Below are 25,329 nucleotides of genomic sequence, written 5' to 3'. Positions count from 1 at the left end.
ACGTACCTCCAGTACGCCTCCGCTGCGGTTCTCGTCGTTCCTTGCATCTGGGCCTTTTTGAACGGTCTCGGGTGCGAGGCGGTGGCAGATGGAGTATTTCTTATTGAAACATCTCCAGAATATACAAAAACACGAGGAGGCCTAGATTTATGGTATGGAACCCTACGGTAATGAAGGACTGGCAGATTGCGGAAGAGGCGGAAAAGAATCTGCCGACCCCGGAAGAATACCAGGAAATGCTGGGTTTGCAAAAGGATGAGCTCATCCCCCACGGCAAGACGCCGAAAGTGGATTTTCTGAAGGTCATTGATCGTCTGAAAGACAAACCCAATGGAAAATATATCGAGGTCACCGCCATTACTCCCACTCCGCTGGGAGAAGGCAAATCCACCACCTCCTTAGGCATCATGGAAGGTCTGGGCAAGCGCGGCGCCAATGTAGGCGGCGCCCTCAGGCAGCCTTCCGGCGGGCCGACTATGAACGTTAAAGGTACGGCCGCTGGCGGCGGCAATGCATTGTTAATCCCGATGACCGAGTTTTCTCTGGGACTGACCGGAGATATCAATGATATTATGAACTCCCATAACCTGATGATGGTTGCCCTGAATGCCAGAATGCAGCATGAAGCCAATTACACTGACGCCGAGCTGGCCAAACGGGGCCTGAAGCGGCTGGATATTGACCCGAAAAAAGTTGAAATGGGCTGGGTCATTGATTTTTGCGCCCAGGGCCTGCGCAACATCACCATCGGCCTTGGCGGCAAAAACGACGGTTTTTTGATGCAATCCAAGTTTGGTATTGCCGTGTCCTCCGAGTTGATGGCCATCCTGGCTGTGGCTAAAGACCTGGCGGATATGCGGGAGCGGGTTAAGCACATCGTAGTGGCTTATGATAAACAGGGCAAGCCGGTTACCGCCGCTGACCTGGAAGTAGACGGTGCTGTCGCCGCCTGGATGCGCAATACCATCAATCCGAGCCTGTGCAGCACCGTGGAACGGCAGCCTTGCTTCGTTCACGCCGGGCCTTTTGCCAACATCGCCATCGGTCAGTCCTCAATTATTGCCGACCGCATCGGGTTGAAATGTTTTGATTATCATGTTACGGAATCCGGGTTTGCCGCGGATATCGGGTTTGAAAAATTCTGGAACGTAAAGTGCCGCCTGAGCGGATTGAAACCCAATGTTTCAGTATTGGTGGCTACAGTCCGCGCGCTGAAAATGCACGGCGGCGGACCCGCTGTAGTGCCGGGCCGTCCTCTGCCCGAAGAGTATACCAAGGAAAACCTGCAACTGCTGGAAAAGGGCTGCGAGAATATGGTCCATTTGATCAATGTGATCAAGAAGTCCGGTATCAAGCCGGTGGTTTGCATTAACTCCTTCTATACCGACACCAAGGCTGAACACGCCCTGGTCAAACGGATCGCCGAGCAGGCGGGTGCCAGAGCCGCTGTCTCCGAACACTGGCTAAAGGGCGGAGACGGCGCTTTAGACCTGGCTGATGCCGTTATGGATGCCTGTAGGGAAGAAGTTGATTTCAAATATCTGTATCCCCTGGAAATGCCGCTGCGGCAGCGGGTTGAGGTTATTGCCAAGGAAGTTTACGGCGCTGACGGCGTAGACTGGGAACCTCTGGCGGCGGAAAAAGCGAAAAAGTTCGAAGCCGATCCCAAGTATGCCGATTATTCGACCATGATGGTCAAAACCCACTTGTCCCTGTCCCACGAGCCATCCTGGAAAGGCATACCCAAGGGATGGCGGCTGCCCATCCGGGACGTCCTGGTCTATGGCGGCGCTAAGTTCCTTTGCCCCATGGCCGGCAGCATCAGCCTGATGCCGGGAACCGGTTCCGACCCAGCCTATCGCCGGATTGATGTGGATGTGAACAACGGGAAAGTCAGCGGTCTGTTTTAAGAAAACTTTCTAAAGAAGTGCTGGATCACCGAAAGCGGGGTGGCCTTGGCCTGGCCGCACAGCCGCCCTGCTTTGGGGGAACCCTATGTTTCATCCCCGGAGATGTTCCTACGCAAACCATGTATAGATGTATATACATCTATCTTCGTATATAATGAATCAGGAAAGGGGGGACATAGATGCAGCAGGTGACTTATTCGCTGCCGGATGCGGATAACCTGCGCCAGGCCTATCACGCGGCTTACGGAAAGGCTTGTGAAGCTTTCCGACGCTGGAATCCGCTGGATATGGCGGCTAGCAGTGGCAGCAGCTGGGATGACGGCAGCAGTAGTTTTTTAGTTCATTATATAAGTGAAAATTATAACGTACATTTTCCCTCCGGTGAGATTATCTCCGAGAGGGGTGGAGACCCGGTACCTATTACGGTAAAAATCGTCATCCTGCACTATTTGACTCGGGCCGGTGGGCAGCCTCTGGCTCACCGCTGGATCTCCTTTAAGGAAATTCCCTCGGCGGGTATGATTTATCTGGAGCCGTTTAACAAACGGGTTGTCAATTATCTGACCGGCGTTTTCGGGCGTCAGCCCCAACTCCTGACTCAGGCCGGGTTGTCCTTGGGCGGTATTGCGGTAGATTGCGGCGATTACGGCATCCGGTTCAATCTTTTGCCCCGATTGCCGGTCACTTACGCCCTGTGGGCCGGCGATGAAGAATTTCCGCCGCGGGCTACCGTGTTGTTTGATGCTACGGCTCCCTTTTATCTGCCCACCGAAGATTTGATCGTGGCGGCCGGGTATGGGGTGAGTCAGCTGGCGAAGACAGTAAAAAACGGCAAAAGCAGCAACCCCTCTGCGGCTACATAAGCCGGGATGATTTTTACAGGCAGCCGCTCGCCAAGAATAGACAGAACATAGAAAATATATTAAATATACAAAGAAGGGGGAAAAGTTATGAAAATTGCAGTGTCAGGCAAGGGCGGCGTAGGTAAGACCATGGTGGCGGCCAATCTGGCCAGAATGTTCGCTCAAAACGGCTACAAGGTCTATGCGGTGGATGCCGATCCGGACGCCAGTTTGGGTAGCGCCATCGGCCTGGCCGACGATGTATTGGCCCGGGTTAAACCCATGATCGAAATGCAGCAGGTCATTGCCGAGCGCAGCGGCGGCGGCGCCTTTTACACGCTGAATCCTCAGGTGGATGATATCCTTGATTCTTACAGCATACAGCTTGGCAATATCCGGTTTCTGCGCATGGGAGGCGTAAAACAAGGCGGCTCGGCTTGCTATTGCCGGGAAAATTCCTTTTTGCGCGCCATCGTGGATGCGCTTTTGCTGGGGCAGCAAGACGTAGTTGTCCTGGATATGGGCGCCGGTATCGAACATCTGACCCGGGGAACATCCCGGGGTGTCGATGTCATGCTGGTGGTGACTGAACCTACTAAGAACAGTGTGCAAACCGCCAAAGTTGTAAAAAATCTGGCCGATGACCTGGAGGTAAAAAAGATCCGGTTTATCGGCAACAAGATTCGCCAATCCAAAGAAGCCGCCTTTTTGCAGGATCAGTTTCCGTCAGGCGGGTTGATCGGCCTGTTGCCCTTTGACGAGTCGGTGCCGGAAGCGGCCATGGCCGGTCCGGTGGATGTACCTGACAGCAGCCGGCCCATCGGGGCTGAAATGCAGAGGATTTACCATTACATTCTCAGCGATTGTTGAGGACCGTTGAAAAAGGCCCATCTGCGTTGTCAGTCCTGCGGGAGCGCGTTCGACGTACCCTGCGAACGTACAGTCTCACGCGCTTCCTCGTCCTTCCTAGCATCTGGACCTTTTTGAACGGTCCCGGCTATAGGACGGAGATGGATTTGCAACGGTTGTTTAGATATATATCTAAAAAAATATATCTTAAAAAGACAGGGAGGTAGGAGAATGTCAGAATTTGAAAAAAGCACTGTAGACCCCGCCGCGCGGGAAATGCTGGGAAAAGCCAAGAAAATTGGCTATCTGACCACATTTGAGCGGGCCAAAGCCCAAGAACCTCGTTGCGCCTTCGGCAATACCGGAATTTGCTGCCGGATTTGCATGCAGGGGCCATGCCGGATTATTCCCAAAAAGCCGGGAGCCAATAAGGGGATCTGCGGGGCGGCGGATTATACGATTGTAGCCCGCAACACCGTGCGGCTTATTGCCGGCGGGGCGGCCGCCCACTCCGATCACGGACGGCACATTGCTACCACCGTACTGCACGTGGCCGAGGGCCATGCCAAGGACTATAAGATCAATGATACCGCCAAACTGATGAAAGTCGCGCAACGCATCGGGATTGCCACTGAAGGCAAACCGGTCAACGAGGTGGCGAAAGAAGTAGCCAGCGCCGCTTTGCTGGACTTCGGCCGTCTGGACAGTTCGCCTTGCACCTGGCTTGAGACTACTCTGACCGAAGGAAGAAGAAAAAAGTTTAAGGACACTACGATTATGACGTCCAGCATTAATGGCTCTATTGCCGAATTGCTGCACCAAACCCATATGGGGGTGGACAGCGATCCGGTTAATATCATTTTCAACGGTTTAAAAGTTGCCTTGGGAGACCTGGACGGCGAGTACCTGGCCACCGATCTTTCCGACGTCCTGTTCGGCACGCCTACTCCCACGGTATCGGAAGCCAACCTGGGCGTACTGGACCCCGAGATGGTCAATATCTGCGTTCACGGACATAATCCGCTGCTCAGCCAGATGGTGGTGGACGTGGCCCGTCAGATGCAGGATGAGGCCAAAGCCGTCGGCGCCAAGGGCATTAAGCTGTCCGGCATCTGCTGTACCGGCAATGAAGTGCTGATGCGGGCCGGCGTGGCTATCGCCACTAACTTTGCCACCCAGGAGCTGGCCATCATGACCGGCCTGGTTGATGCGGTAGTAGTGGATGTGCAGTGCATCATGCCCAGCCTGCGCAGCCTGGCCGAATGCTTCCACACCAAAATCATTACCACCATGCCCATCAGTAAGATTCCCGGCGCCTATCATTATGAGTTTGATGAGGAGCACGCCGCCGAGAGCGCTAAGGCGATTATCCGTCTGGCCATTGATACCTATAAACTGCGGGATGCCAAAAAGATTGAACGGCCGGACCTGAAAAACAAAGTCATAGCCGGGTTTAGCCTGGAAGCCATCCTGGATATTTTCTCTAAAATCAATCCGGATCGTCCCATCAGCGTATTAACCGACGCTATCAAGGCCGGTGAAATCAAGGGCGTAGCACTGTTTGCCGGCTGCAATAACCTGAAGGGCACCCATAACGAAAATCATCTGGAAATTGCCAAACAGATGGCGGCCAATGACGTATTCATGATTGCGACCGGCTGCGCCGGTCAGGCTTACGCCATGAACGGCCTCTTAACGCCTGAGGCGGTGGAAGCCTATGCCGGACCCGGGCTGAAAGCCTTTATCGGGCGGCTTAACGCCAAAGCGGATTTGACAACCGGACTGCCGCTGATTTTCCATATGGGTTCCTGCGTCGATAACTCCCGCACCGTGGCCCTGCTGACCATGATGGCCAATGAAATGGGCGTTGACACGCCACAAGTCCCCTTTGTGGCTTCGGCTCCCGAGCCCATGTCGGAAAAAGCCGTGGCCATTGGCTCCTGGTTCGTGGCTATGGGCATACCGGTGCACATCGGAGTCATCGCTCCGGTGACCGGCAGCGATCTGGTCCATGGGGTGGTGACTCAAATCGCCAAGGATGTGTTCGGCGGCCATTTCATCATGGAAACCGATCACCAAAAAGCCGGCGAGAAACTGCTGGCCGCACTGAATGAACGGAACTGGAAGCTGCGCATTCACAATGAGGCAGCGGCCAAGTATAGTCAAACAGAACAGGTTGTCTAGAAGACAAATTACGACAGTTGAAACTGGAGGGATGTAAATGTCTAGCGCATTGTTTAAAGCCGCTTATGAAGGAGCGGTGATTGCCACCAGTTATGCCCAGATCCTGTTGGAAAAAGCCATTAAAGATCACGGGGCTGACACCCCGGTAAAATATCCTGACACAGCTTATCGGTTACCGGTTATTACGGCGTTAAGCGGGGAAGAGGTCAATGTGCTGGGAGACCTGCCGCCGATTCTAAACCGGATTCGCACCAGCCATCTGCGGGAAGAGCTCACCTTCGACAACGCCAAAATGGCGGGAGAAGCTACCCATTATGCCGCCGATATCATTGAGGCGCTGCGTTACTTACACGGAGCCAGGCCTGAATCACCCCCCTGGACAGGATTTCTGCCTGACCCTATCCTGCGGAAGTTCGGCGTGCCCCTGGTTGACAACACTATTCCCGGCGTGGCGGTCATCATCGGCAAGGCCCGCAGTTCGAAAGAGGCGGCCAAACTGATCAAAAGCCTGCAGTCCAAAGGCATGATGATCTTTTTGGTCAATGAGATTATCGAACAATTATTGGAAGAAAACGTAAAATTAGGGATTGACTATATCGCCTTCCCCCTGGGTAATTTCACCCAGGCCATTCATGCTGTCAACTTTGCCTATCGGGCCGGTCTGGCCTTTGGCGGCATCAAACCCGGTCAGAGGCAGCAACAGCTGGATTATCAGGCTCGCCGGGTCCTGGCCTTTGTGCTGGCCTTGGGCGAATTGGATGAAGTGCGGGTCGCCGCTGAACTGGGCGCTATCGGCATGGGCTTCCCGGTGATCACCGACCAGGTGGTGGAAGAAATTCCTGACTGGTTTGTTTCCGAGCCGGACTATGACAAAATGGTCAAGCTGGCGCTGGAACTCAGAGGCATTAAGATTAAAATCGTCGATATCCCGGTGCCGATTACTGTCGGACCGGCCTTTGAAGGCGAAACCATTCGCCGGGCCGATACCTATCTGGAATTTGGCGGCGGCAAGACGACCGCCTTTGAGCTGGTACGGATGGTGGGACCGGATGACATAGAAGACGGCAAAATCACCGTGATTGGACCGGAAATCACCGATGTCAAGGAAGGAGACCGCCTGCCCCTGGGGATCATGGTGAATATCTATGGCCGGAAAATGCAGGAAGATTTTGAAGGGGTGCTGGAACGCCGCATCCATTATTTCGTAAACTATGGCGAAGGGCTTTGGCACGTGGCTCAAAGGGATCTGGCCTGGGTCCGCATAGGAAAGAACGCCGCTGCCGCCGGTCTTAAGATCCGCGATATCGGCGAGATCCTGATTGCCAAGTTTAAATCGGATTACCCGGCCATTGTGGACCGGGTCCAGGTGACCATCTATACTGATCAGGCCAAGGTAGACGAAAATATCAAGATCGCCCGGGAAAAATACGCCGCCCGGGATGCCCGCCTGAAAGGACTGACCGACGAATCGGTGGATACCTTCTACTCCTGCATCCTCTGCCAGTCCTTTGCTCCCAACCACGTCTGTATCGTGACGCCTGAGAGGGTGGGACTGTGCGGCGCGGTCAGCTGGCTGGATGCCAAGGCATCCAACGAAATCACTCCTACCGGCCCCAATCAGCCTATTGCCAAGGGAACCTGCCTGGATGAGGTCAAAGGTATGTGGCAGAACGTGAATGAATATCTCTACAACAATTCTCATCACACCCTGGAAGAAGTGAATTTATATACTCTCCTGGACCGCCCCATGACTTCCTGCGGTTGTTTTGAGGCCATTATGGCTATCCTGCCGGAAGCTAACGGCATCATGATCACCACCCGGGAATTTGGCGGCGACACTCCCTGCGGCATGTCTTTCTCGACACTGGCCGGCTCGGTGGGCGGCGGATTGCAGTCGCCTGGTTTTATGGGCATCGGACGCCGCTATATTGTCAGCAATAAGTTTATTCCGGCTGACGGCGGCCTGGGCCGTATTGTCTGGATGCCCAAGGAACTGAAGGAATATCTCCGGGCCGATTTCATCGAACAAGCCAAAAAGCAAGGATTGGGCGAAGACTTCCTCGACAAGATCGCCGACGAAAGCATCGGTACTGCCATTGATGAGGTGTTGCCTTTCCTGGAAGAAAAAGGGCACCCGGCGTTGACTATGGACCCGCTCATGTAACGGGGCCTGTTGAAAAAGGCCCATCTGCGTTGTTGCTCCTGCGGGCGCGCGCTTGCCGTACCCTCCCAAACGTACTGTCTGCGCGCGCGTCCTCGTCGCGCCTAGAATCTGGACCTTTTTGAACAGGCCCAGATTCGGAGGCTGTAGATGAGTTCGCACAGGGTAATTCAGTTATTGAAATGAAAGGGGATAACAGTATGGCTTTAACGGGATTAGATATTTTTAAACAACTGCCAAAGAAAAACTGCAAGGAGTGCGGCGCAGCTACTTGCATGGCTTTTGCCATGGCGCTGGCTGCCGCCAAAACATCCCTGGATCTTTGTCCCTACGTATCTGAAGAAGCGAAAGAAAATCTGGGCGCCGCTTCGGCGCCGCCTATTCGGCTGGTGACAGTGGGCAGTGGCGAGCATGCCCTGGCCCTGGGGGATGAGACAGTGATCTTCCGCCATGATAAAACCTTTTTCCATCCCACAGGTCTGGCTATCAGCGTAAACGATACCCTTCCCTTGGACCAGTTGGCCGCTAAGATAGGAAAAATCAACGATCTCAAGGTAGAAAGGGTCGGTCAGCAACTGAGCGTCAATTTGATCGCCGTTATTGATGCCTCCCATGACCCGGCCAATTATAAAACCTTCGTGGCGCAGGTGGCGGAGAAAACCGCGCTGCCTCTGATTCTGGTCAGCGATAATCCGGCGGCCTTTGAAGCGGCCCTGCCGGGAGTAGCTGTTAAGAAACCGCTGATTTACGCTGCTGCGGCCGATAACTATCAGGCCATGGCGGAACTGGCCAAGACCCACAACTGCCCGCTGGCCGTTAAGGGAAAAAATCTGGCGGACACAGCGGAACTGGTGGAAAAAATTGCTCCCCTGTATAAAGAACTGGTCATTGATACCGGCAGCCGGAGCACCTCCCAGGTACTGGCCGATCAAACCCAGATCCGTCGCCTGGCCGTCAAAAAGAAGTTCCGGCCTTTCGGCTATCCTACGATTACCTTTACTGCCCCGGAAGACCCCCGGGAGGAAGTCATTCAGGCCAGCGTCTATGTGGCTAAATTCGCCGGCATTATCGTCATGAAGGCTGACGAAAAGTCCCAAATCCTGCCTCTTTTGGCCTGGCGGCAGAATGTGTTTACCGACCCGCAAAAACCCATTGCGGTGGAGGCGAAGATCTATGAAATCGGTGCCGTCACTCCTGCCTCGCCGGTTTATGTCTGCACCAACTTTGCTTTGACCTATTTCGCAGTTGAAGGCGAAGTGGCTGCCAGCAAGATCCCCGGTTATATCCTACCGGTGGATACCGACGGTACGTCGGTGCTCACATCCTGGGCCTCGGGCAAATTCAGCGCCGATTCCATCGCCGATTTTCTGGAAAGTTCCGGCATCAAGAGCAAAATTGATCATACCACCTGCGTGATCCCCGGCCATACCGCCGTACTCAGCGGAAAACTGAAGGAAAAATCCGGCTGGAATGTGCTGGTGGGGCCTCAGGAAGCTGCCGGCATACCGACTTTCGCTAAGGCGCGCTTTGCCTGATATAACATATGTGAGGGTGGCTGCTATGCAACAATGCACCGTACTGTTTCAGCCTGACAACATCCGGTTAGAAGTGGATAAAGGAACGGATCTCCTGACAGCGGCCCGCCAGGCTGGCATTGAAATGAAAGCCAGCTGCGGCGGCAAAGGCAGCTGCGGTAAATGCCGGGTAAAGGTGGTCAAAGGTTCGGTAGATTACCAGGACCAGCCGACTCAGGACGGATGGGTGGCTGCCTGCCAGACACTGGTACTGGATGATCCGGTGGTGGAAATACCGGCTTCTTCCCGGCTAAACGGACATCAGGTATTGCTGGCCGGTGCGCCGGCATTGCCAGCCTCATTTCCTCTTAAACCTCTGTGCCGGACCGTTAGGCTGGAGGTTGTTCCTCCCAGCCTGACTGATCCCGGCAATGACCTGGACCGGCTTTGCCTGGCCTTTGCCAGAGCCACCGGCTTGCAGCTGGCCGGGCTGGAACTGGAGCAGATCCGTTCCCTGCCGGACCTGTTGCGGCGCAATAACTGGCGTCTGGACCTGACTTACGGGATCGTTGGCGATTCTGCCCGGCTGATCGGCCTGGAGGTTCCCGCCGGTGATGCTGCCCCCGGCTCCTGGGGAATCGCCGTGGATGTGGGAACCACCACGGTGGCGGTTTATCTGGTAGATTTAGCTTCCGGCACTGTTGCCGGCCAGGCGGGAACCCACAACAAACAAGCTCAGTTCGGCGATGATGTGATCAGCCGTATCATCTACGCCGATGAGCAGGAAAATGGACTGGCGGACCTACAGCAGGCCGTGCTGGACACCATGAACGGTTTGATTCAAGACCTAATCAGCCGCCAGGGGATTCAGTCCAGAGAGATCAAGGCGGTTACCGTGGCGGCGAACACCACCATGACCCATTTGATTTTTGGCATTCAGCCCCGCTATATCCGGCTGGAGCCTTATGTGCCGGCAGTCAGCAGCTTTCCTGTCCTAATAGCGGGGGAACTGGGGCTGACGGTTCATCCACAGGCCTTGGTTTATGCCTTTCCGGCAGTGGCCAGCTATGTGGGCGGCGATATCGTCGCCGGTTCTCTGATTAATGGCATGACCGAGTCAGAAGCATTAACTCTCTTCCTCGACATCGGCACCAACGGGGAGATGGCACTGGGCAACCAGGACTGGATCGTGACCTGCGCCTGCTCCGCCGGCCCGGCTTTCGAAGGCGCCGGCATCACCGACGGCATGCGAGCCATGCCGGGAGCCATTGAGGGGATTAGCATCGACCCGGCAACTTATGAAGTCACCTGTTTTGCCATTGACGGCGCTAAACCGGTGGGAATCTGCGGCTCCGGCCTCATTAATGCCCTGTCGGCCATGCGCCAGACCGGGATCATTGACCGGGCCGGAAAGATTCAGGATCTGGCCACGCCCCGGCTGCGCCGGTCCGACGGCGGCATGGAGTATGTGCTGGTCTGGGCAGGTGAGACAGCCGGTGGTCGGGATATCGTCATCACTGAGGCTGACGTGAAAAATCTGCTGCGGGCCAAAGGCGCTGTGTATGCCGGCCTGCGCAGCCTGCTCAAGGCGGTGGACCTGGAACTGGACTCCATCGAAAGGATCTGTATTGCCGGCGGATTCGGCAATTGCCTCAATGTGGCGGCGGCCGTAGAGATCGGACTGCTGCCGGATGTTGCGCCGGAAAAATATCATTTCCTCGGCAATACCTCAGTCAAAGGCGCTTATACTGCCTTAGTTTCCTCAGGGGCTGTTGTCGCCGCCGAAGATCTGGCCCGGCGAATGACCTACCTGGAATTATCCCTGGGGAATGGCTTTATGGAAGAATTCATGGCGGCGCTGTTTTTGCCCCATACAGACCTGACTTTGTTTCCGTCTATCGACAAGTAATAGAATCGGGGAGGCAGACATATCATGACACGACAAATTGCAGTAGCCGGCAAGGGCGGCACCGGTAAAACCACGTTTACTTCCTTACTGATCCGCTACCTGATTGAAAAGAAAAAAGGACCTATTTTAGCGGTGGATGCCGATCCCAATGCCAATTTAAACGAAGCTCTGGGATTGAAACTGGGAGAAACCATCTCCGAGGTCATTGCCCGGACCAAATCTGCTGAAGGCCTGCCGGCGGGCATGACCCAGGAAACTTTTATCCAGTACAAACTGCAGTCAGCTCTGGTCGAGACCAAGGACGTGGATTTACTGGTCATGGGCGGGCCTGACGGGCCAGGATGCTATTGTTTCCCCAATAACATCCTGCGCAAGCACCTGGAGAATTTGAGTGACGGTTATAATTATACCATTATGGACAATGAAGCCGGCATGGAACATATCAGTCGCCGGGTGACCAGCGCTGTGGATATTTTGTTTATTGTCAGCGATACCTCAGCCAGAGGCATCCGCTCGGCGGGCCGGGTCCACAGCCTGGTCCGGAGTTTAAGCTCCCGGATCAAGGAGATCTATCTCATCGTGACCAAGAACCAGACCGGGGACCTGGAAGCCTTACAGGCGGAAATCGCCGCCACCGGTCTGACTCTCATCGGAGTGATCCCCTATGACGCCTGCATCGTACGCTATGATCTGGAGAGCAAGCCTTTATTCGACCTGCCGGAGGATTCTCCGGCCGTGACAGCGGTTAATGCCATTTGCGACAAAGTAAATTTATAGGAATAAGTGAGAGAGGAGCATGACTATGGCCCTGCAAATTCTTAAAGAAAGAAATTCAGGAAAAATTACTTCTGTGGTTCTGGGCGCCACCAAAGAACAAGGAGGGACCCGGACCAGCGTAGTGACAGTGGGCGGCGATACAGCCCTGCCCTTTTTGCAATTTGAAGGAGAGTTTCCTTACAAACCGGTGATTGCTATGGAGGTACAAAGCCGGGTGCCGGAACAGTGGAATGAAGTCGTGAAGGCTCCCTTTGCCGATGTGGTGGCCAATCCTGCAGCCTGGGCCAAGAAATGCGTCGAACAATACGGGGCGGAAGTGATCTATCTGAAACTGGCCGGGGCTGACCCGGACCTGGAAAATCACAGTCCCGAGGAATGCGTCAAAATCGTTAAAGACGTGCTGGCGGCAGTGGGCGTACCCCTTATTGTATCAGGCTGCGGCAATGAAGAAAAAGACAATCAGGTCATGCCCTTAGTGGCAGAGGCAACCAGCGGCGAAAACCTGCTTCTCGGCGTGGCGGAGCAGGAAAACTACAAGTCCATAGTGGCGGCGGCTATGGTCCACAAGCATAATGTCATTGCCCTGACTCCCTGCGATATTAATATCTGCAAACAGCTGAACATCCTGATTACCGAAATGGGTCTGCCCCTGGATAAGATCGTGGTTGATCCGGGCGCCGGCGGACTGGGATACGGCATTGAGTATACTTATTCCATTCTGGAACGGGGCCGTCTGGGGGCGCTGCAGGGCGACCGGATGCTGTCCACGCCGATTATCGCCAGCGTGGGCTACGAAGCCTGGAGAGCCAAAGAGGCCAATGCCCCTCACAGCGACTTCCCGGCTTGGGGAGACCAGGCTGAGCGGGGCATCCTCTGGGAAGCTATGACTGCTACCGCTCTTCTGCAAGGCGGCGTTCATATCCTGATTATGCGCCACCCGGAAGCGATTGAGTTAGTGCGGAAAAATATCGCCGAGCTGATGGTGCCGCAGGCAGTATAAGACTTTCGTACAATGAATAAAAGGAGGAGCATATATGATCCTAATTGGTGAGAGAATTAACGGGATGTTTAAGGATATTGGCAAAGCCGTAATCGAATGGGATCCTAAACCGCTGCAGGAATGGGCCCAAAAACAGGAGGCGGCGGGGGCCCACTACCTGGATGTGAACACCGGGCCTAATGCTGAAGATCAGGTGAAAACCCTGCCCTGGATGGCCCAGGCGGTCCAGGAAGTCACTGACCTGCCCCTGTGTCTGGACTGCACTAACTTTGACGCCATTGAAGCCGCCTTGAAAGTCCTCAAGCGACCGGGCATGATCAACTCCTGCAAATGCGAACAGGCGGAAATCGACCGGCTGTTCCCGCTGGCGGTGGAACATAAGGCCGCTCTCATCGGCTTGTGCATGACCAACAAGGGCGTGCCTAAAAGCGCCGAAGACCGGACAGCCTTTGCCATGGAACTGGTGGCCAATGCCGATGCCTACGGTCTGCCTTTTGAAGACCTCTACCTGGACCCCATCTGTCTGCCGGTCAACGTAGGCCAGGAACATGCTATTGAGGTCCTGGAGACCCTGCGCCAGATTAAAACCCTGTCCAATCCGGCGCCTCGGACCACCATCGGTCTGAGCAATGTATCCCAGAAAACCCCTCATCGCCCGCTGATCAACCGTACTTTTGCCGTTATGGCCATGGGCGCCGGTCTGGATTCGGCCATTATGGACGTGATGGATGACCCGATGGTGGATGCTATTGCCACGGCCCGGCTGATCCTCAATAAAGACATCTACTGCGATTCCTACCAAAAGGTATTCCGGCAGCATTCCGCTCATTGATTTTGATAAGAAGAACGAGGGAAGGATAAAATCATGTGCGAATCCAACGCCTATCTGTATGAAAACGGCAAAGAAAAATTGATCATGGAAGATGTGCTTTATGTGGTTCCTACCGGAACAGAAGTGCATTTGCGGAATATTTTCGGCCAGCAGAAAATCGTTAAAGGTAAAATTAAAGAGTTACTGCTGGTGGATCATCGGATTATTCTCGAAGGAAACGAGTAAAATCAGCTGATTGGCAGTCATCAGCGGGAGCCGGAACAAACGGCTTTCGCAGGACTGCCAATCGGCGCTTGGCGATTCAGCCGACTGATCAATCAATATGAGGGGAGGCCATAGGGTGGACAACAAATTAAATGCGTTTGTCACGGCTGATCCTGCAAAATGTATCGGCTGCCGGGTTTGCGAGCTAGCCTGCTCGGTAGCTCATTCCGATCAATCGGGGGCCACGGTCGGAACGCTGACGGCGCCGGTCATTCCCAGATTGTACCTGGTTAAGACACCGGAAGTGACCGTGCCGGTCCAATGCCGTCACTGTGAAGATGCTCCCTGCGCCAATGCCTGTCCGGTGGCGGCGATTACTCAGACCCATCACACCATTCTGATCGACGCCGATACCTGTATCGGCTGCAAGACCTGCATGCTGGCTTGCCCCTTTGGGGCGATTGATCTGGTGCCTGTGTATCGCGGCGGCAAGCCGGTCAGTCAGAGTGCCCTGAAGGTGGAAAGTCAGGCCGGTCTTCGGGACAAAGAATGGATTGTGGCCAATAAATGCGACCTGTGCCATGATCGCGACGGCGGGCTGGCTTGCGTGGAAGCCTGTCCGGAGAAGGCTCTGACGGTGATTTATCCGCCAAAAGACCAAAAAAGGCGCAACCGGGAAGCGGCTCTCAATCTGCTGCATTCCATGAAAAGTTTTATGGGAGGCTGACAATATGGCGGTAGTCCCATTCATTCACATTGACCGGGAACTTTGTACCGGCTGCCGGCGTTGTGTCCAGGTCTGTCCGGTTGATGCCATTGAAGGCGAAAAAGGCCAGCCCCATACGATCAGCCGGGAACGATGTATTGTCTGTGGCCAGTGCGTTCAGATCTGCAGCGCTTATGCTTCTATTTTTGACGAAGAGATTGCGCCCCGGGAGCAAAAACTGGCCGAACGCGGGTTGCTGCCATCAGTGCGGGAACCCTTATTTGCGGCCTATAACCGGGGGGATGCGCCCCGGGTGAAAGCGGCTCTGGCTGATCCCGGCCTGTTTAAGATCGTTCAGTGCGCGCCGGCAGTGCGGGTGGCTATTGCCGAAGAGTTCGGCCTGCCTCTGGGCAGCCTGACTCCCGGTAAAATGGCGGCGGCCTTAAAAACAGCCGGTTTTGACCGGATTTATGACACAAACTTTGCGGCTGACCTGACAATCATGGAAGAGAGCTCCGAACTGGTGCAGCGGCTGACTCAGGGCGGCAGAATGCCCATGTTTACCTCCTGCTGTCCTGCCTGGGTGAAATATGTGGAAGATACCTATCCCGAACTCATTCCCCATCTCTCCAGCTGCAAGTCGCCGCAGCAGATGGCGGGGGCCCTGTTTAAAACCTTCGGCGCCAAGCTGGACGAAGTGGAGCCGGCCAGGGTCTACAGCCTGTCGGTGATGCCCTGTACCTGTAAAAAATTTGAGTGTGAACGGCCGGAAATGGCGGCTAGCGGTTACCATGACGTGGATGCCGTACTGACCACCCGGGAATTGGCCCAGCTGTTGAAGGATGCCGGCATTGATTTTGACAAGTTGACGGAAGCCGAATTCGATAAGCCCTTAGGGACTTATACCGGCGCCGGCGCCATTTTCGGCGTTACCGGCGGCGTCATGGAAGCTGCCTTGAGGACCGCTTACGAATGGGTCACGGGTCAGTCCTTGCCTGAACTGGATTTTACAACCGTCCGCGGCGGGGAAGGAGTCAGAAAAGCGGCTGTGAAGCTGGGGGACTTGGAACTGAAAGTAGTCGTTGTGGCCGGACTAAAACATGTCCGGGAACTTTTGGAACAGGTCAAGGCCGGCAAGGCGGACTTCCATTTCATAGAGGTTATGACTTGTCCCGTCGGCTGTGTCAGCGGCGGCGGCCAACCCAAGGTACTGATCCCGGGCGACAAGCCTGCTGCCTACGCCGGCCGGAAGGGCAGCATTTATAACCACGATGCGGCGTTATCTCTCAGAAAATCCCATGACAACCCTGAAATTCAAAAGTTATATGAAGCCTTCCTGGGAAAGCCCCTGGGTTCAGAATCGCATCATCTGTTACATACCCATTATACGTCCCGGCGCCAGGAGGAATGAGCGACAATCTAGGTGCGGAGCTTAGGGGGCAAAGTATGAAGCAGCATCTGCTGTCCTTTATCATAGCTGACCAGAGCCGGTGTACCGGCTGTAAGACCTGTGAAGTGGCCTGCCATGCCTGGCATCATCCAGAGGGAAAGACAGCCGGTACGGCAACCGGTCCGGTTTTGCCCAAGATATGGATCAGGCGGACGCAGGCCGGGGGTACAGCGGAATCATGCCGGCAGTGCGAGGGCGCTCCCTGTGCCGGGAGCTGCACCCGGGGAGCCGTACGGTTTTGTGATGGCCGGGTCCGGGTGGATACTGCTTTCTGCCAAAGTTGTCCGGACTGTGTGCTGGCCTGTCCTTTCGGTGCGATTCGGTTGGCGCCGAAGAGGCAGGGAGGAGCAGGCAGTCTGCGCCCGAGCTGGGTTGCTGACAAATGCGACCTTTGCCGGGGACGGGATCAGGGGCCGGTTTGTGTGGAATCCTGCCCGGAAAAGGCGCTGCGTTTGGTTGAACCGCTGCAAGAAAGGCGGGAAAAGAATCTGGAAGCCGCGCGGATCATTAGGGGTCTTTGCCGCGGCAGACGTTAACAAGTCCTGCCAATACCGACAAAGGGGGAATTCGGGTGAATGATTTTCTCGTAGCTGACCCCGATAAATGTATCGGCTGCCGGACCTGTGAAATTGCCTGCGCCCTGGCCCATGCAGCTAAGGATGCCCTTATCGCCGGGACCCTGGACCAGGACTTCCATCCGCGGCTCAAGGTGGTTAAAATTGCGGCCGTCACAGTCCCGGTCCAATGCCGCCAGTGTGAGGACGCTCCCTGCGCCAACGTTTGCCCCACAGGCGCGATCATTAATAAACATCACAGCATTCAGGTCAAAGGAGAGGCCTGTATTGGCTGCAAGAGCTGCCTGTTGGCCTGTCCCTTCGGCGTCATGGAGCTGGCGCCCCAGGTGATGCAGGGCGAAACAGTGCTGCAGGAGGGCCTGAAAGTGGTAGATGCCGCCGGTGGCCGTTCCAAAGAAAAACTGGTAGCCTATAAATGCGATTTATGCCGGGAGCGGCCCGAAGGCCCGGCCTGCGCCGGCGTCTGTCCCACCCAAGCATTTAAACCCGTCGCCGGCCAGACATTATCTCTATATGCCAAGCAAAGAAGAAAGGCCTGTGCAGTCGAATTGTCGCGCCTGCCGCCGCAGGCGGCGGAGCATGCACCGGCGCCAGGGAGGTTGAGTTGATGGCTAGCAAAGTACTGACAGTCTGTCCCTATTGCGGGGCTGGCTGTAAAATCTACTTAACAGTGGACAACGGGGCGATCACCGGCGCCGAACCGGCTCCCGGCCGCACAAATGAAAGCACTTTGTGCCTGAAAGGGCGTTACGGCTGGGATTTTTTGAATGACACCAGGCGGCTGACTTCCCGGCTGACTAAGCCTCTGCTGAAGAAAAATGGCGACTTTGTGCCGGTATCCTGGCAGGAAGCCATTGGCTTCGTGGCCGGCAAACTGCAGGAAATCAAGGCAAAATACGGTCCTGACGCGATTATGGCCACTGGATCGGCCAGGGGGCCGGGCAATGAGGCCAACTATTGCATGCAGAAATTTGTTCGGGCAGTGATCGGCACCAATAATATTGATCACTGCGCCCGTGTCTGACACGCTCCCTCTGTGGCCGGTCTGGCCTACACACTGGGAAACGGGGCGATGTCCAATTCGATTCCGGAAATAGAAGATACCAAGTGCGTATTTGTCTTTGGCTATAATGCCGCCGATTCTCACCCGATTGTGGCCCGCCGCATCGTGAACGCCAAGCAGAAAGGCGCCAAAATCGTGGTGACGGATCCCCGGCTTACCGAGTCGGCGCGGATTGCCGACCTGTGGCTGCCCATCAAAAACGGCACCAATATGGCCCTGGTCAATGCCTTTGGCCATGTTCTCGTCGAGGAAGGGCTCTATAATCAGGACTATGTCGAAAAATACACCGAAGGCTTTGACGAATACCGGACCATGGTAGCAAAATATACACCGGAGTATGCGGCTCAAATTACAGGCATCCCCGCCGGGGATATCCGTAAGGCCATGCGCATCTATGCCGCGGCCTCCAGCGCCTTTATCCTCTACGGCATGGGGGTGACCCATTACGGTCAGGCGGTGGATGTGGTCAAGGGACTGGCGGCCCTGCCGCTGTTAACCGGTAACTTTGGCCGGCCCAATGTGGGAATCGGTCCGGTGCGGGGGCAAAATAACGTGCAGGGAGCCTGCGATCATGGCGCGTTGCCCAACGTCTTCCCAGGCTACCAGCCGGTCACCGACGAAAAGGTCCGTCAGAAATTCGCGGCAGCCTGGGGAGTGGAGGACCTTCCCGCCAAGCCGGGATATCATCTGACGGAAGTGCCCCATTTAGCCAGGGAGGGTAAAATCAAGGCCTACTATATTTTCGGCGAAGATCCGGTGCAGAGTGACCCGGACGCCGCCGCCGTGCGGGAAGCCCTTGACAGTATGGACCTGGTCGTGGTTCAGGATATCTTTATGAATAAGACTGCTTTGCACGCCCATGTGATTTTGCCGGCTACCTCATGGGGCGAACATGAAGGAGTCTACTCTGCTGCTGACCGGGGTTTTCAGCATTTCCACAAGGCTATAGAGCCTAAAGGCGACGTCAAACCTGACTGGGAGATTATTTCCTTAGTAGCTACTGCCATGGGCTATCCTATGAGGTATAATAATACCGAAGAGATCTGGGATGAGATGCGGCATCTGTGTCCCAGCTTCGCTGGCGCCAGCTACAAGCGTCTGGATGAACTGGGAAGCATCCAGTGGCCCTGCCCTTCGGAAGATCATCCGGGAACCCCTTATCTGTACAAGGGCAACCGGTTTGATACCCCCAGCGGCAAAGGCAGGCTGTTCGCCGCTGAATGGCGGCCGCCCCGGGAACTGCCGGATGAAAAGTATCCCCTTATCCTGTCTACTGTCAGGGAGGCCGGCCACTACTCCGCCCGGACCATGACCGGCAACTGCGCCGCTTTGCAGCAGCTGGCCGATGAACCCGGCTATGTGCAAATGAGCCTGGAGGATGCCGGGCGTCTTGCACTGGAGGATCAGGACCTGGTATGGGTATCCTCCCGGCGGGGGAAGGTGATGGCCCGGGTCATGGCCAGTGAGCGGATCAATGCCGGGGCCGTGTACATGACCTATCACTGGTGGGTCGGCGCTTGCAACGAGCTGACCGTTGACCATCTGGACCCCATTTCCAAAACCCCCGAGTACAAGTATTGCGCCGTCAGAGTGGATAAGATCGCTGATCAGCGCTGGGCAGAGCAATATGTTATCGTGGAATACGACAAAATCAAAAAGCAAATGCTGTGTTAGACCCATTTTTTCAAAAGAGGTGACATCATGGAGTTGCAGGAAGCAAAGCAACAGCTGCGTCGGTACATGCGGGAAGAACGCCGTCGCCGCTCGGCCCAGACAGTGGCTGCAGGGAGTGAACAGATAACTGCCTTTTTCTGTTCATGGCCGGTGTATCAAAAGAGCGCAATGGTGATGTTCTATCTGGCCATGCCCGATGAACCTCAAACCGAGCAGATGATTCAGGACGCTCTGGGGCGGCATAAGCGGGTATGTGTACCGCTGCTGGGGGAAAAATACGGGGAAATGACTGCGGCCGAGATCACAGGTCTGGATGATCTGGTGACCGGCAAGCTGGAGCTGAAAATGCCCGACCCGGATAAAGCGCGAATCATATCGCCTGCCGCTATCGACCTGGTCGTGGTGCCGGCTGTGGCCTTTGACCGCAGCGGCAACCGGCTGGGGATGGGGGCCGGCTATTATGACCGCTTTTTACCACAGACCCCGCAGTGCATCCGGCTGGGGCTGGCCTGGCAGTTTCAGTTGGTTGACAGCCTTCCCGCAGAGAAACATGATGTGCGGATGCAATATCTGCTGAACGAAGGCGGCTTTTTGTCCTGTGATTCCCGTGACGGTCAATAAAAAATATTGTCCCTTGAACAAAGCGGCGGAAAAGGCGATAGCGTTTCTGCCGCTTTGTATTTTGTTGTAGACTTGGGAAATGTCACTTTTCAGACTCAGGCCAGTCCAGGCGTCTTGCTGCTTACCTGAAAGTGACTTATTTTTTCCCTATCCCAATAAACTTCGCTTCTCTTTAGGAAAAAGGTCTCAAGGGAAAAGGAGAAAGGTGGATAATTGTCAAAAAAGAAAGAGTTATAGTAGATTTCGGAGTTTAACGAAAGTATGCAGTAAAGGGAGGAATAGGCATGTTTGGAGATCTATTTGGCAAAAAAAATATTGCAGGGCCTTTGGCCAAAATCGACTACACGCAGTTTTTTACAGCTCAACAAATAGACGGAATCGCCGTTGAACAATTGCCCGTGGGCAAACTGCATCTTGCTTCCGGCAAAATTGTCGCGGCTGACCCGCTGGTCTATTTAAGCGTGAGCCTGCCCTTTATCAAGACAGTAAAACCCGGCGACTACGATGTGATCGTCAGTGTGGCGTCAACGGAAGATATGGGAGAACGCTATGCCGCCGTAATGGTCAAATTCTCCGATCAACTGCCAGTAAAATGGGAAATGGCCCTGACGGATGAAAATGATATCAATGACTTAAAACATGAGGACGATTATTTCGGTTTTCCCGTTGACGCCGGCTTAGGCTGCTTTTGCGATTCCAGAGCCCAGGAAGCCTATATTCAGTTTGTCAGGGAATTCTATGCCTCTCATCCCCAGGACAACATCTATGATGATTTTTTTGATCCGGCCTTTAAGGCCAACGCCAAAGACCCGTCCGATCCCCATGATATTGGAGACTGGCTGAACTTTGCAGTGCCAGGCGCCGAAAATCAAAAGCACAATGTGGTCATGTTCCACTCCGGTTTCGGGGACGGTTATTATCCCTGCTACTGGGGAATCGACGCCCAGGGTGAGATATGCAGCCTAGTGGTTGATTTTATGGTGTTTGGCTCGCCCCCAGCTGATCCTATCAAGTAACTTTTATATACCTGCACATTGCAGTTGCTGTTAAAGGAGTATTTAACTGACATTAAATGCTCCTTTAATTTATTTGCCGACAGCTTAAAACGCTAGTCTCTAGGGAATTAATTGTGTAATATAGAGATATAGAAGATAGAATCGGTAGGCAGTATTGCCCATACCCCGGTTGCTGTTAAGAGTACGGCAAAATCCAGCGATGAAAAAGGATGAAGTATGACAACGACAGGCAACCAATCCATACAAGCAATAAAGGTTTCCGTCCGTACCCTGGTGGAATTCATTCTGCGCTCCGGGGATTTGACCTCCGGCTTTGCCGGCGGGTCCCGGGCACTGGAAGGAATTAAGGCCCACAAAAGGGTACAGAAAGACCAGCCGGAAGAATACCGCCAAGAGGTAAGCCTGTCGTTTCGCCGGGAAGCTGACGGTTTGGTTCTGGAAATTAGCGGCCGGGCTGACGGGATTATCACCGGCCGGGACGGCGTGACGGTGGATGAGATTAAAAGCACAGCCAGAGAACTGGGGGAAATCCGGGAAGAGGACAATCCGCTGTATTGGGCTCAGGCCAAGTGCTACGCCTATATCTACGCTGCCCAGAACAGCCTGGAAATCATTCGGGTACAGCTTACCTACAGCCACATTGAGACCAGGGAAATCCTCCAGTTCCGGCAGGAGTTCACTTTTGAACAGCTGAAATTATTTTTTGAGGATCTTTCTGACCGTTATCTTGCTTGGGCCAGAACCCTTGAGGCGCATCAAAGCCAGCGGAATAAGACCAGCCGCAGCCTGGATTTCCCCTATTCATCCTATCGTAAAGGCCAGCGCGAGCTGGCTGTGGCCGTCTATAAGACCATCCTGGGAGGCCGAAAGCTGTTCGCTCAGGCACCCACCGGCACCGGCAAGACCCTGGCGGCACTGTTTCCGGCTGTTAAGGCTTTGGGGGAAGGGCAGATTGAAAAGATCTTTTACCTGACGGCTAAAACCGTCACTCAGGAAGTGGCGGTACAAGGGCTGGCTAAACTTAAGGACAGAGGACTGGTTCTAAAATCTTTGTGCCTTACCGCTAAAGACAAGATCTGCTTTACCCCCGGCGCAGGCTGCAACGGGGATGAATGCGAGTATGCCGCCGGCCATTTTGACCGGGTCAACCAGGCTCTTGAGGCTATTTTCCCTTTACAGGAATTTTCCCGTCAGGCTATTGAGGCCTGCGCCAGGCAGCACCGGGTCTGCCCCTTTGAGCTGTCGCTTGATCTGGCTCTGTGGGCTGACTGCATTATCTGCGATTATAATTATGTCTTTGACCCCCGGGTGTCCCTGAAACGGTTTTTTAGTGAAACCGGCGGCAGCTATTGCTTTTTAGCGGATGAAGCCCACAACCTGCCCGAACGGGCCAGAGAAATGTTCTCGGCCTGTCTGGACAAAGGATCAGTGCTGGAAATGAAACGGCTGGTCCAAAGTGACAATCCTTCCCTGTCTAAAGCCCTTCAGGGGGTGAACAACTGTTTTATCGATTTAAGGAAACGCTGTGAAGCGCAGGGGGCGGACTCTCTGGTTCAGCCGGATTTTCCCCCGGATCTTCTGACCCCTTTATGGCGGGTGGTGCAAAAGACCGATGAATGGCTGGTCCGCAACCAATCGGCGCCATACCGGGAAAAACTGTTGGAGCTGTATTTCGCCATAACCTGGTTTCTGCGGGTTACCGATCTCTATGATAAGCGGTATGTGACCTATATCGAAAAAAAAGGCGCCGATTTATCCCTGAAATTATTTTGCATCGATCCGTCCCATTTGCTGCGGCAGGCTCTGCTTCAAGGAAGAGCGGCAGTCTACTTCTCCGCCACATTGACCCCCTTGGATTATTTCTTTACTACTCTGGGCGGGGACCCGGACGATTACCGGATCAAAGCCGGCTCCCCCTTTCCCCGGGAAAACCTGATGGTTATGGTGGCCGACCGGATTCAGACCACCTTCAAAGCCCGTGAGTTCACCTATGACGGAGTAACCGGCCTGATCGCCGCTCTGACGGGCCAAAAACAGGGCAATTACCTGGTGTACTTTCCTTCCTATCAATATATGAATGAAATCGCCGCCCGCTTTGCCGCTCAATACCCTTCTGTTCGGACTATCCTCCAGGAAGCGGGGATGCCGGAGTCGGAACGGGAGCAATATCTGGCGCAATTTGTGCCGGATCAGTCCGAAACCCTGATAGGATTCGCCGTTATGGGCGGGATTTTCGGCGAAGGTATCGACCTGACGGGAGAACGCCTGTCCGGAACAATAATTGTAGGCGTAGGCCTGCCCCAGGTCTGCCTGGAACGGGAGATTATCAGAAGTTACTATCAGAGCCAAAATAGTCAGGGTTTTGACTACGCCTACACCTATCCGGGCATGAACAAAGTCATGCAGGCGGCGGGACGGGTAATTCGCACCGATACCGACAAAGGTGTGGTGCTGCTGGTGGACGAGAGATTTCAGCGCGGCATCTACCGGACCCTGCTGCCGGAATGGTGGAAGCCTGTGGCCAGAGTGGGGGGCGCTTCGGAAGTGGTCAGCCGGGCCAGGGAGTTTTGGCGAAGAGAATGACGTTTTTAGACTGATCATTTTTGGGGAGGATTTTATGGGAAAGACACTTATTTTTACCTTTATACTATTAGCTGCTGTTTTGCTTTTCGTTGCTCTGGCCGGCTGCGGCAGGACAGGAGCGAACCGGGAGGATGTCAATGTCTCCATTCATACTGCCTTGGAACTGTGGCAAAACAAAGAGGCGGCCATTATTGATATACGGACTCCGGAGGAATACCGGGATGGCCACATTCCGGAGGTTCCCCTCATTCCGTTGGATCAGTTAGAGAGCCGTTTGCGTGAAATCCCCAAGGATAAAAAAGTACTGTTGATCTGCCGCAGCGGCAATCGCAGCAGTCAGGGCACAAAGCTTTTGCGCGCCAAAGGCTTCAGCAATGTGTACAATATCACCGGTGGAATGAATTCCTGGCGCGGACCGGTCGTAAAATAGCCGAACAGAACTGAACGGGATATTGATGCTTTGGCAGCAGGATGCAATAAACCAATGGCGAATTGCCAAATCAATACCATCGTACGGGAGGGTAAAGACATGCATTTTTCGGATGTGGAGCAGGCTTTGACCGGGTTCTTGCGGGAAAGCCCCCTAAATATCGTGCCGGAATTGAGTTCTATGCGCATTTATGACACTCCGCTGATAGGAGTGGCCAGTACCGATGACCTCTTGTTCGGCAGACTGAAGGAGGAAGAGGTCGTCGGTCCGCAGCATCTGTTGCCGCAGGAATGGCTGCCTGCCGGACAGTCGGTTATTTCCTGGTTCCTGCCTTTTAGCCAAAGGGTAAGGACTGCCAACCGGCAAGGGGACCTGCCTGCCGCTGAGTGGCTGTACGCCCGGATCGAAGGGGAAATGATGAACAACGCCCTTCGCCAATTTCTGGTGGAGTGGCTGCAGCAGGAAGGATACCAGGCTGTAGCGCCGGCCCTTGACAGCCGAATGGCTGTGGTCAATCGCCGCAGCAACTGGTCAGAGCGGCATGTGGGCTTTGTAGCCGGTTTAGGCACTTTTAGCCTGAGCCGTTCCTTCATTAGCCAAAAGGGCTCCGCCGGCCGCCTGGGCAGTGTGATTACCAGTCTGAAACTGGAACCCACGCTCCGGGATTACGAGGAGTTTGACGCCAACTGTAGCCACTGTAGCGCCTGTATCCGCCGCTGTCCACCTAAGGCTATTAACAGGAACGGTAAGGATAACGCCATTTGTTCCGATTATGTGGATGCAATGCTGGCCCGCTATAAGCCACGCTACGGCTGCGGCAAATGTCAGACCGGCGTGCCCTGTGAGGACCGGATACCAAAAGAAAGAAGAAATATCTCGAAATAAGAAAAAAAGAATGTTAACAAGACCCGCTTCCAGGCAAGAAAGCGGGTCTTTCCTATGAGTCAGATCTTTTGCGATTCTGATAGAGAAAAAGACAGTACGAATAAATAAGGAAAGGTTATTGCGATGTATGATCACGACTAAAAA

Annotated in this window: 21 protein-coding genes; all 21 read left to right on the top strand. The window is 54.4% G+C overall.

Annotated features, from left to right (window positions below):
* Window positions 1-149: 149 nt before the first annotated feature.
* The 21 genes from ALO_RS06065 to ALO_RS05960 all read left to right on the top strand — a co-directional run bounded on the left by ALO_RS06065 (window position 150) and on the right by ALO_RS05960 (window position 25,185).
* A complete protein-coding gene (locus ALO_RS06065; protein WP_004093947.1) occupies window positions 150-1,910 on the top strand; it encodes a formate--tetrahydrofolate ligase in 1,761 nt (586 codons plus the stop codon).
* 179 nt (window positions 1,911-2,089) lie between these two features.
* Window positions 2,090-2,773, top strand: coding sequence for a DUF3786 domain-containing protein (locus tag ALO_RS06060; RefSeq protein ID WP_004093946.1), 684 nt, complete (start codon window positions 2,090-2,092; stop codon window positions 2,771-2,773).
* An 87-nt stretch (window positions 2,774-2,860) separates the two neighbouring features.
* Window positions 2,861-3,622 carry an ATP-binding protein gene (locus ALO_RS06055; RefSeq protein ID WP_004093938.1) on the top strand — a complete coding sequence of 254 codons (762 nt, stop codon included), beginning with the start codon at window positions 2,861-2,863 and terminating at the stop codon, window positions 3,620-3,622.
* 210 nt (window positions 3,623-3,832) lie between these two features.
* Window positions 3,833-5,785, top strand: a complete 1,953-nt coding sequence (gene cooS / locus ALO_RS06050) for an anaerobic carbon-monoxide dehydrogenase catalytic subunit (protein WP_004093936.1) — start codon at window positions 3,833-3,835, stop codon at window positions 5,783-5,785.
* A 37-nt stretch (window positions 5,786-5,822) separates the two neighbouring features.
* Window positions 5,823-7,949, top strand: coding sequence for an acetyl-CoA decarbonylase/synthase complex subunit alpha/beta (gene acsB / locus ALO_RS06045; RefSeq protein WP_004093935.1), 2,127 nt, complete (start codon window positions 5,823-5,825; stop codon window positions 7,947-7,949).
* 197 nt (window positions 7,950-8,146) lie between these two features.
* On the top strand, window positions 8,147-9,481 hold the full coding sequence (acsC, locus tag ALO_RS06040; protein ID WP_004093934.1) for an acetyl-CoA decarbonylase/synthase complex subunit gamma: 1,335 nt from the start codon (window positions 8,147-8,149) through the stop codon (window positions 9,479-9,481).
* Window positions 9,482-9,506: 25 nt separating this feature from the next.
* Entirely contained in the window at window positions 9,507-11,369 is a 1,863-nt protein-coding gene (locus ALO_RS06035) for an ASKHA domain-containing protein (RefSeq protein ID WP_004093933.1), read from the top strand.
* Between the two features lie 24 nt (window positions 11,370-11,393).
* The gene (locus ALO_RS06030; RefSeq protein ID WP_004093932.1) at window positions 11,394-12,146 is read left to right on the top strand and encodes an ATP-binding protein; all 753 of its coding nucleotides are present in this window, start codon (window positions 11,394-11,396) and stop codon (window positions 12,144-12,146) included.
* A gap of 25 nt (window positions 12,147-12,171) precedes the next feature.
* A complete protein-coding gene (gene cdhD / locus ALO_RS06025) occupies window positions 12,172-13,146 on the top strand; it encodes a CO dehydrogenase/acetyl-CoA synthase subunit delta (RefSeq protein ID WP_004093931.1) in 975 nt (324 codons plus the stop codon).
* Between the two features lie 34 nt (window positions 13,147-13,180).
* Window positions 13,181-13,978, top strand: a complete 798-nt coding sequence (locus tag ALO_RS06020) for a methyltetrahydrofolate cobalamin methyltransferase (RefSeq protein WP_004093930.1) — start codon at window positions 13,181-13,183, stop codon at window positions 13,976-13,978.
* 33 nt (window positions 13,979-14,011) lie between these two features.
* Window positions 14,012-14,203, top strand: coding sequence for a CooT family nickel-binding protein (locus tag ALO_RS06015; protein WP_004093929.1), 192 nt, complete (start codon window positions 14,012-14,014; stop codon window positions 14,201-14,203).
* Window positions 14,204-14,318: 115 nt separating this feature from the next.
* Complete coding sequence (locus ALO_RS06010) at window positions 14,319-14,909, top strand: 4Fe-4S dicluster domain-containing protein (protein WP_004093928.1); 591 nt, start codon at window positions 14,319-14,321, stop codon at window positions 14,907-14,909.
* 4 nt (window positions 14,910-14,913) lie between these two features.
* Entirely contained in the window at window positions 14,914-16,299 is a 1,386-nt protein-coding gene (locus ALO_RS06005) for a [FeFe] hydrogenase, group A (protein WP_004093927.1), read from the top strand.
* Between the two features lie 35 nt (window positions 16,300-16,334).
* Window positions 16,335-16,874 (top strand): 4Fe-4S dicluster domain-containing protein, encoded by a 540-nt coding sequence (locus ALO_RS06000; protein ID WP_004093926.1) that lies wholly within the window; start codon window positions 16,335-16,337, stop codon window positions 16,872-16,874.
* Between the two features lie 35 nt (window positions 16,875-16,909).
* Window positions 16,910-17,521 (top strand): 4Fe-4S dicluster domain-containing protein, encoded by a 612-nt coding sequence (locus ALO_RS05995; RefSeq protein WP_004093925.1) that lies wholly within the window; start codon window positions 16,910-16,912, stop codon window positions 17,519-17,521.
* Window positions 17,521-19,650: a formate dehydrogenase subunit alpha gene (gene fdhF, locus ALO_RS05985; protein ID WP_083821037.1), complete on the top strand. Its 2,130-nt coding sequence runs from the start codon at window positions 17,521-17,523 to the stop codon at window positions 19,648-19,650. Before ALO_RS05995 ends, fdhF begins: the two co-directional genes overlap by 1 nt.
* Before the next feature lie 27 nt (window positions 19,651-19,677).
* Entirely contained in the window at window positions 19,678-20,271 is a 594-nt protein-coding gene (locus ALO_RS05980; protein WP_004093923.1) for a 5-formyltetrahydrofolate cyclo-ligase, read from the top strand.
* Window positions 20,272-20,555: 284 nt separating this feature from the next.
* Window positions 20,556-21,287, top strand: a complete 732-nt coding sequence (locus ALO_RS05975; protein ID WP_004093922.1) for a DUF4241 domain-containing protein — start codon at window positions 20,556-20,558, stop codon at window positions 21,285-21,287.
* A gap of 216 nt (window positions 21,288-21,503) precedes the next feature.
* On the top strand, window positions 21,504-23,870 hold the full coding sequence (locus ALO_RS05970) for an ATP-dependent DNA helicase (protein ID WP_004093919.1): 2,367 nt from the start codon (window positions 21,504-21,506) through the stop codon (window positions 23,868-23,870).
* Window positions 23,871-23,904: 34 nt separating this feature from the next.
* Window positions 23,905-24,300: a rhodanese-like domain-containing protein gene (locus ALO_RS05965; protein WP_004093909.1), complete on the top strand. Its 396-nt coding sequence runs from the start codon at window positions 23,905-23,907 to the stop codon at window positions 24,298-24,300.
* A gap of 54 nt (window positions 24,301-24,354) precedes the next feature.
* Window positions 24,355-25,185: an epoxyqueuosine reductase gene (locus tag ALO_RS05960; RefSeq protein ID WP_004093907.1), complete on the top strand. Its 831-nt coding sequence runs from the start codon at window positions 24,355-24,357 to the stop codon at window positions 25,183-25,185.
* Window positions 25,186-25,329 lie beyond the last annotated feature (144 nt).

The organism is Acetonema longum DSM 6540, assembly GCF_000219125.1.
Taxonomy (GTDB): domain Bacteria; phylum Bacillota; class Negativicutes; order Sporomusales; family Acetonemataceae; genus Acetonema; species Acetonema longum.
The sequence above is the reverse complement of the archived record's forward strand: the minus strand, read 5'-3'. Positions and strand labels throughout refer to the sequence as shown.

What these genes read in the sequence shown, in the direction of transcription:
- ALO_RS06065 (WP_004093947.1), top strand. Translation starts at nt 150, where the DNA reads ATGGTATGGAACCCTACGGTAATGAAGGACTGGCAGATTGCGGAAGAG.
- ALO_RS06060 (WP_004093946.1), top strand. Translation starts at nt 2,090, where the DNA reads ATGCAGCAGGTGACTTATTCGCTGCCGGATGCGGATAACCTGCGCCAG.
- ALO_RS06055 (WP_004093938.1), top strand. Translation starts at nt 2,861, where the DNA reads ATGAAAATTGCAGTGTCAGGCAAGGGCGGCGTAGGTAAGACCATGGTG.
- cooS (WP_004093936.1), top strand. Translation starts at nt 3,833, where the DNA reads ATGTCAGAATTTGAAAAAAGCACTGTAGACCCCGCCGCGCGGGAAATG.
- acsB (WP_004093935.1), top strand. Translation starts at nt 5,823, where the DNA reads ATGTCTAGCGCATTGTTTAAAGCCGCTTATGAAGGAGCGGTGATTGCC.
- acsC (WP_004093934.1), top strand. Translation starts at nt 8,147, where the DNA reads ATGGCTTTAACGGGATTAGATATTTTTAAACAACTGCCAAAGAAAAAC.
- ALO_RS06035 (WP_004093933.1), top strand. Translation starts at nt 9,507, where the DNA reads ATGCAACAATGCACCGTACTGTTTCAGCCTGACAACATCCGGTTAGAA.
- ALO_RS06030 (WP_004093932.1), top strand. Translation starts at nt 11,394, where the DNA reads ATGACACGACAAATTGCAGTAGCCGGCAAGGGCGGCACCGGTAAAACC.
- cdhD (WP_004093931.1), top strand. Translation starts at nt 12,172, where the DNA reads ATGGCCCTGCAAATTCTTAAAGAAAGAAATTCAGGAAAAATTACTTCT.
- ALO_RS06020 (WP_004093930.1), top strand. Translation starts at nt 13,181, where the DNA reads ATGATCCTAATTGGTGAGAGAATTAACGGGATGTTTAAGGATATTGGC.
- ALO_RS06015 (WP_004093929.1), top strand. Translation starts at nt 14,012, where the DNA reads ATGTGCGAATCCAACGCCTATCTGTATGAAAACGGCAAAGAAAAATTG.
- ALO_RS06005 (WP_004093927.1), top strand. Translation starts at nt 14,914, where the DNA reads ATGGCGGTAGTCCCATTCATTCACATTGACCGGGAACTTTGTACCGGC.
- ALO_RS06000 (WP_004093926.1), top strand. Translation starts at nt 16,335, where the DNA reads ATGAAGCAGCATCTGCTGTCCTTTATCATAGCTGACCAGAGCCGGTGT.
- ALO_RS05980 (WP_004093923.1), top strand. Translation starts at nt 19,678, where the DNA reads ATGGAGTTGCAGGAAGCAAAGCAACAGCTGCGTCGGTACATGCGGGAA.
- ALO_RS05975 (WP_004093922.1), top strand. Translation starts at nt 20,556, where the DNA reads ATGTTTGGAGATCTATTTGGCAAAAAAAATATTGCAGGGCCTTTGGCC.
- ALO_RS05970 (WP_004093919.1), top strand. Translation starts at nt 21,504, where the DNA reads ATGACAACGACAGGCAACCAATCCATACAAGCAATAAAGGTTTCCGTC.
- ALO_RS05965 (WP_004093909.1), top strand. Translation starts at nt 23,905, where the DNA reads ATGGGAAAGACACTTATTTTTACCTTTATACTATTAGCTGCTGTTTTG.
- ALO_RS05960 (WP_004093907.1), top strand. Translation starts at nt 24,355, where the DNA reads ATGGCGAATTGCCAAATCAATACCATCGTACGGGAGGGTAAAGACATG.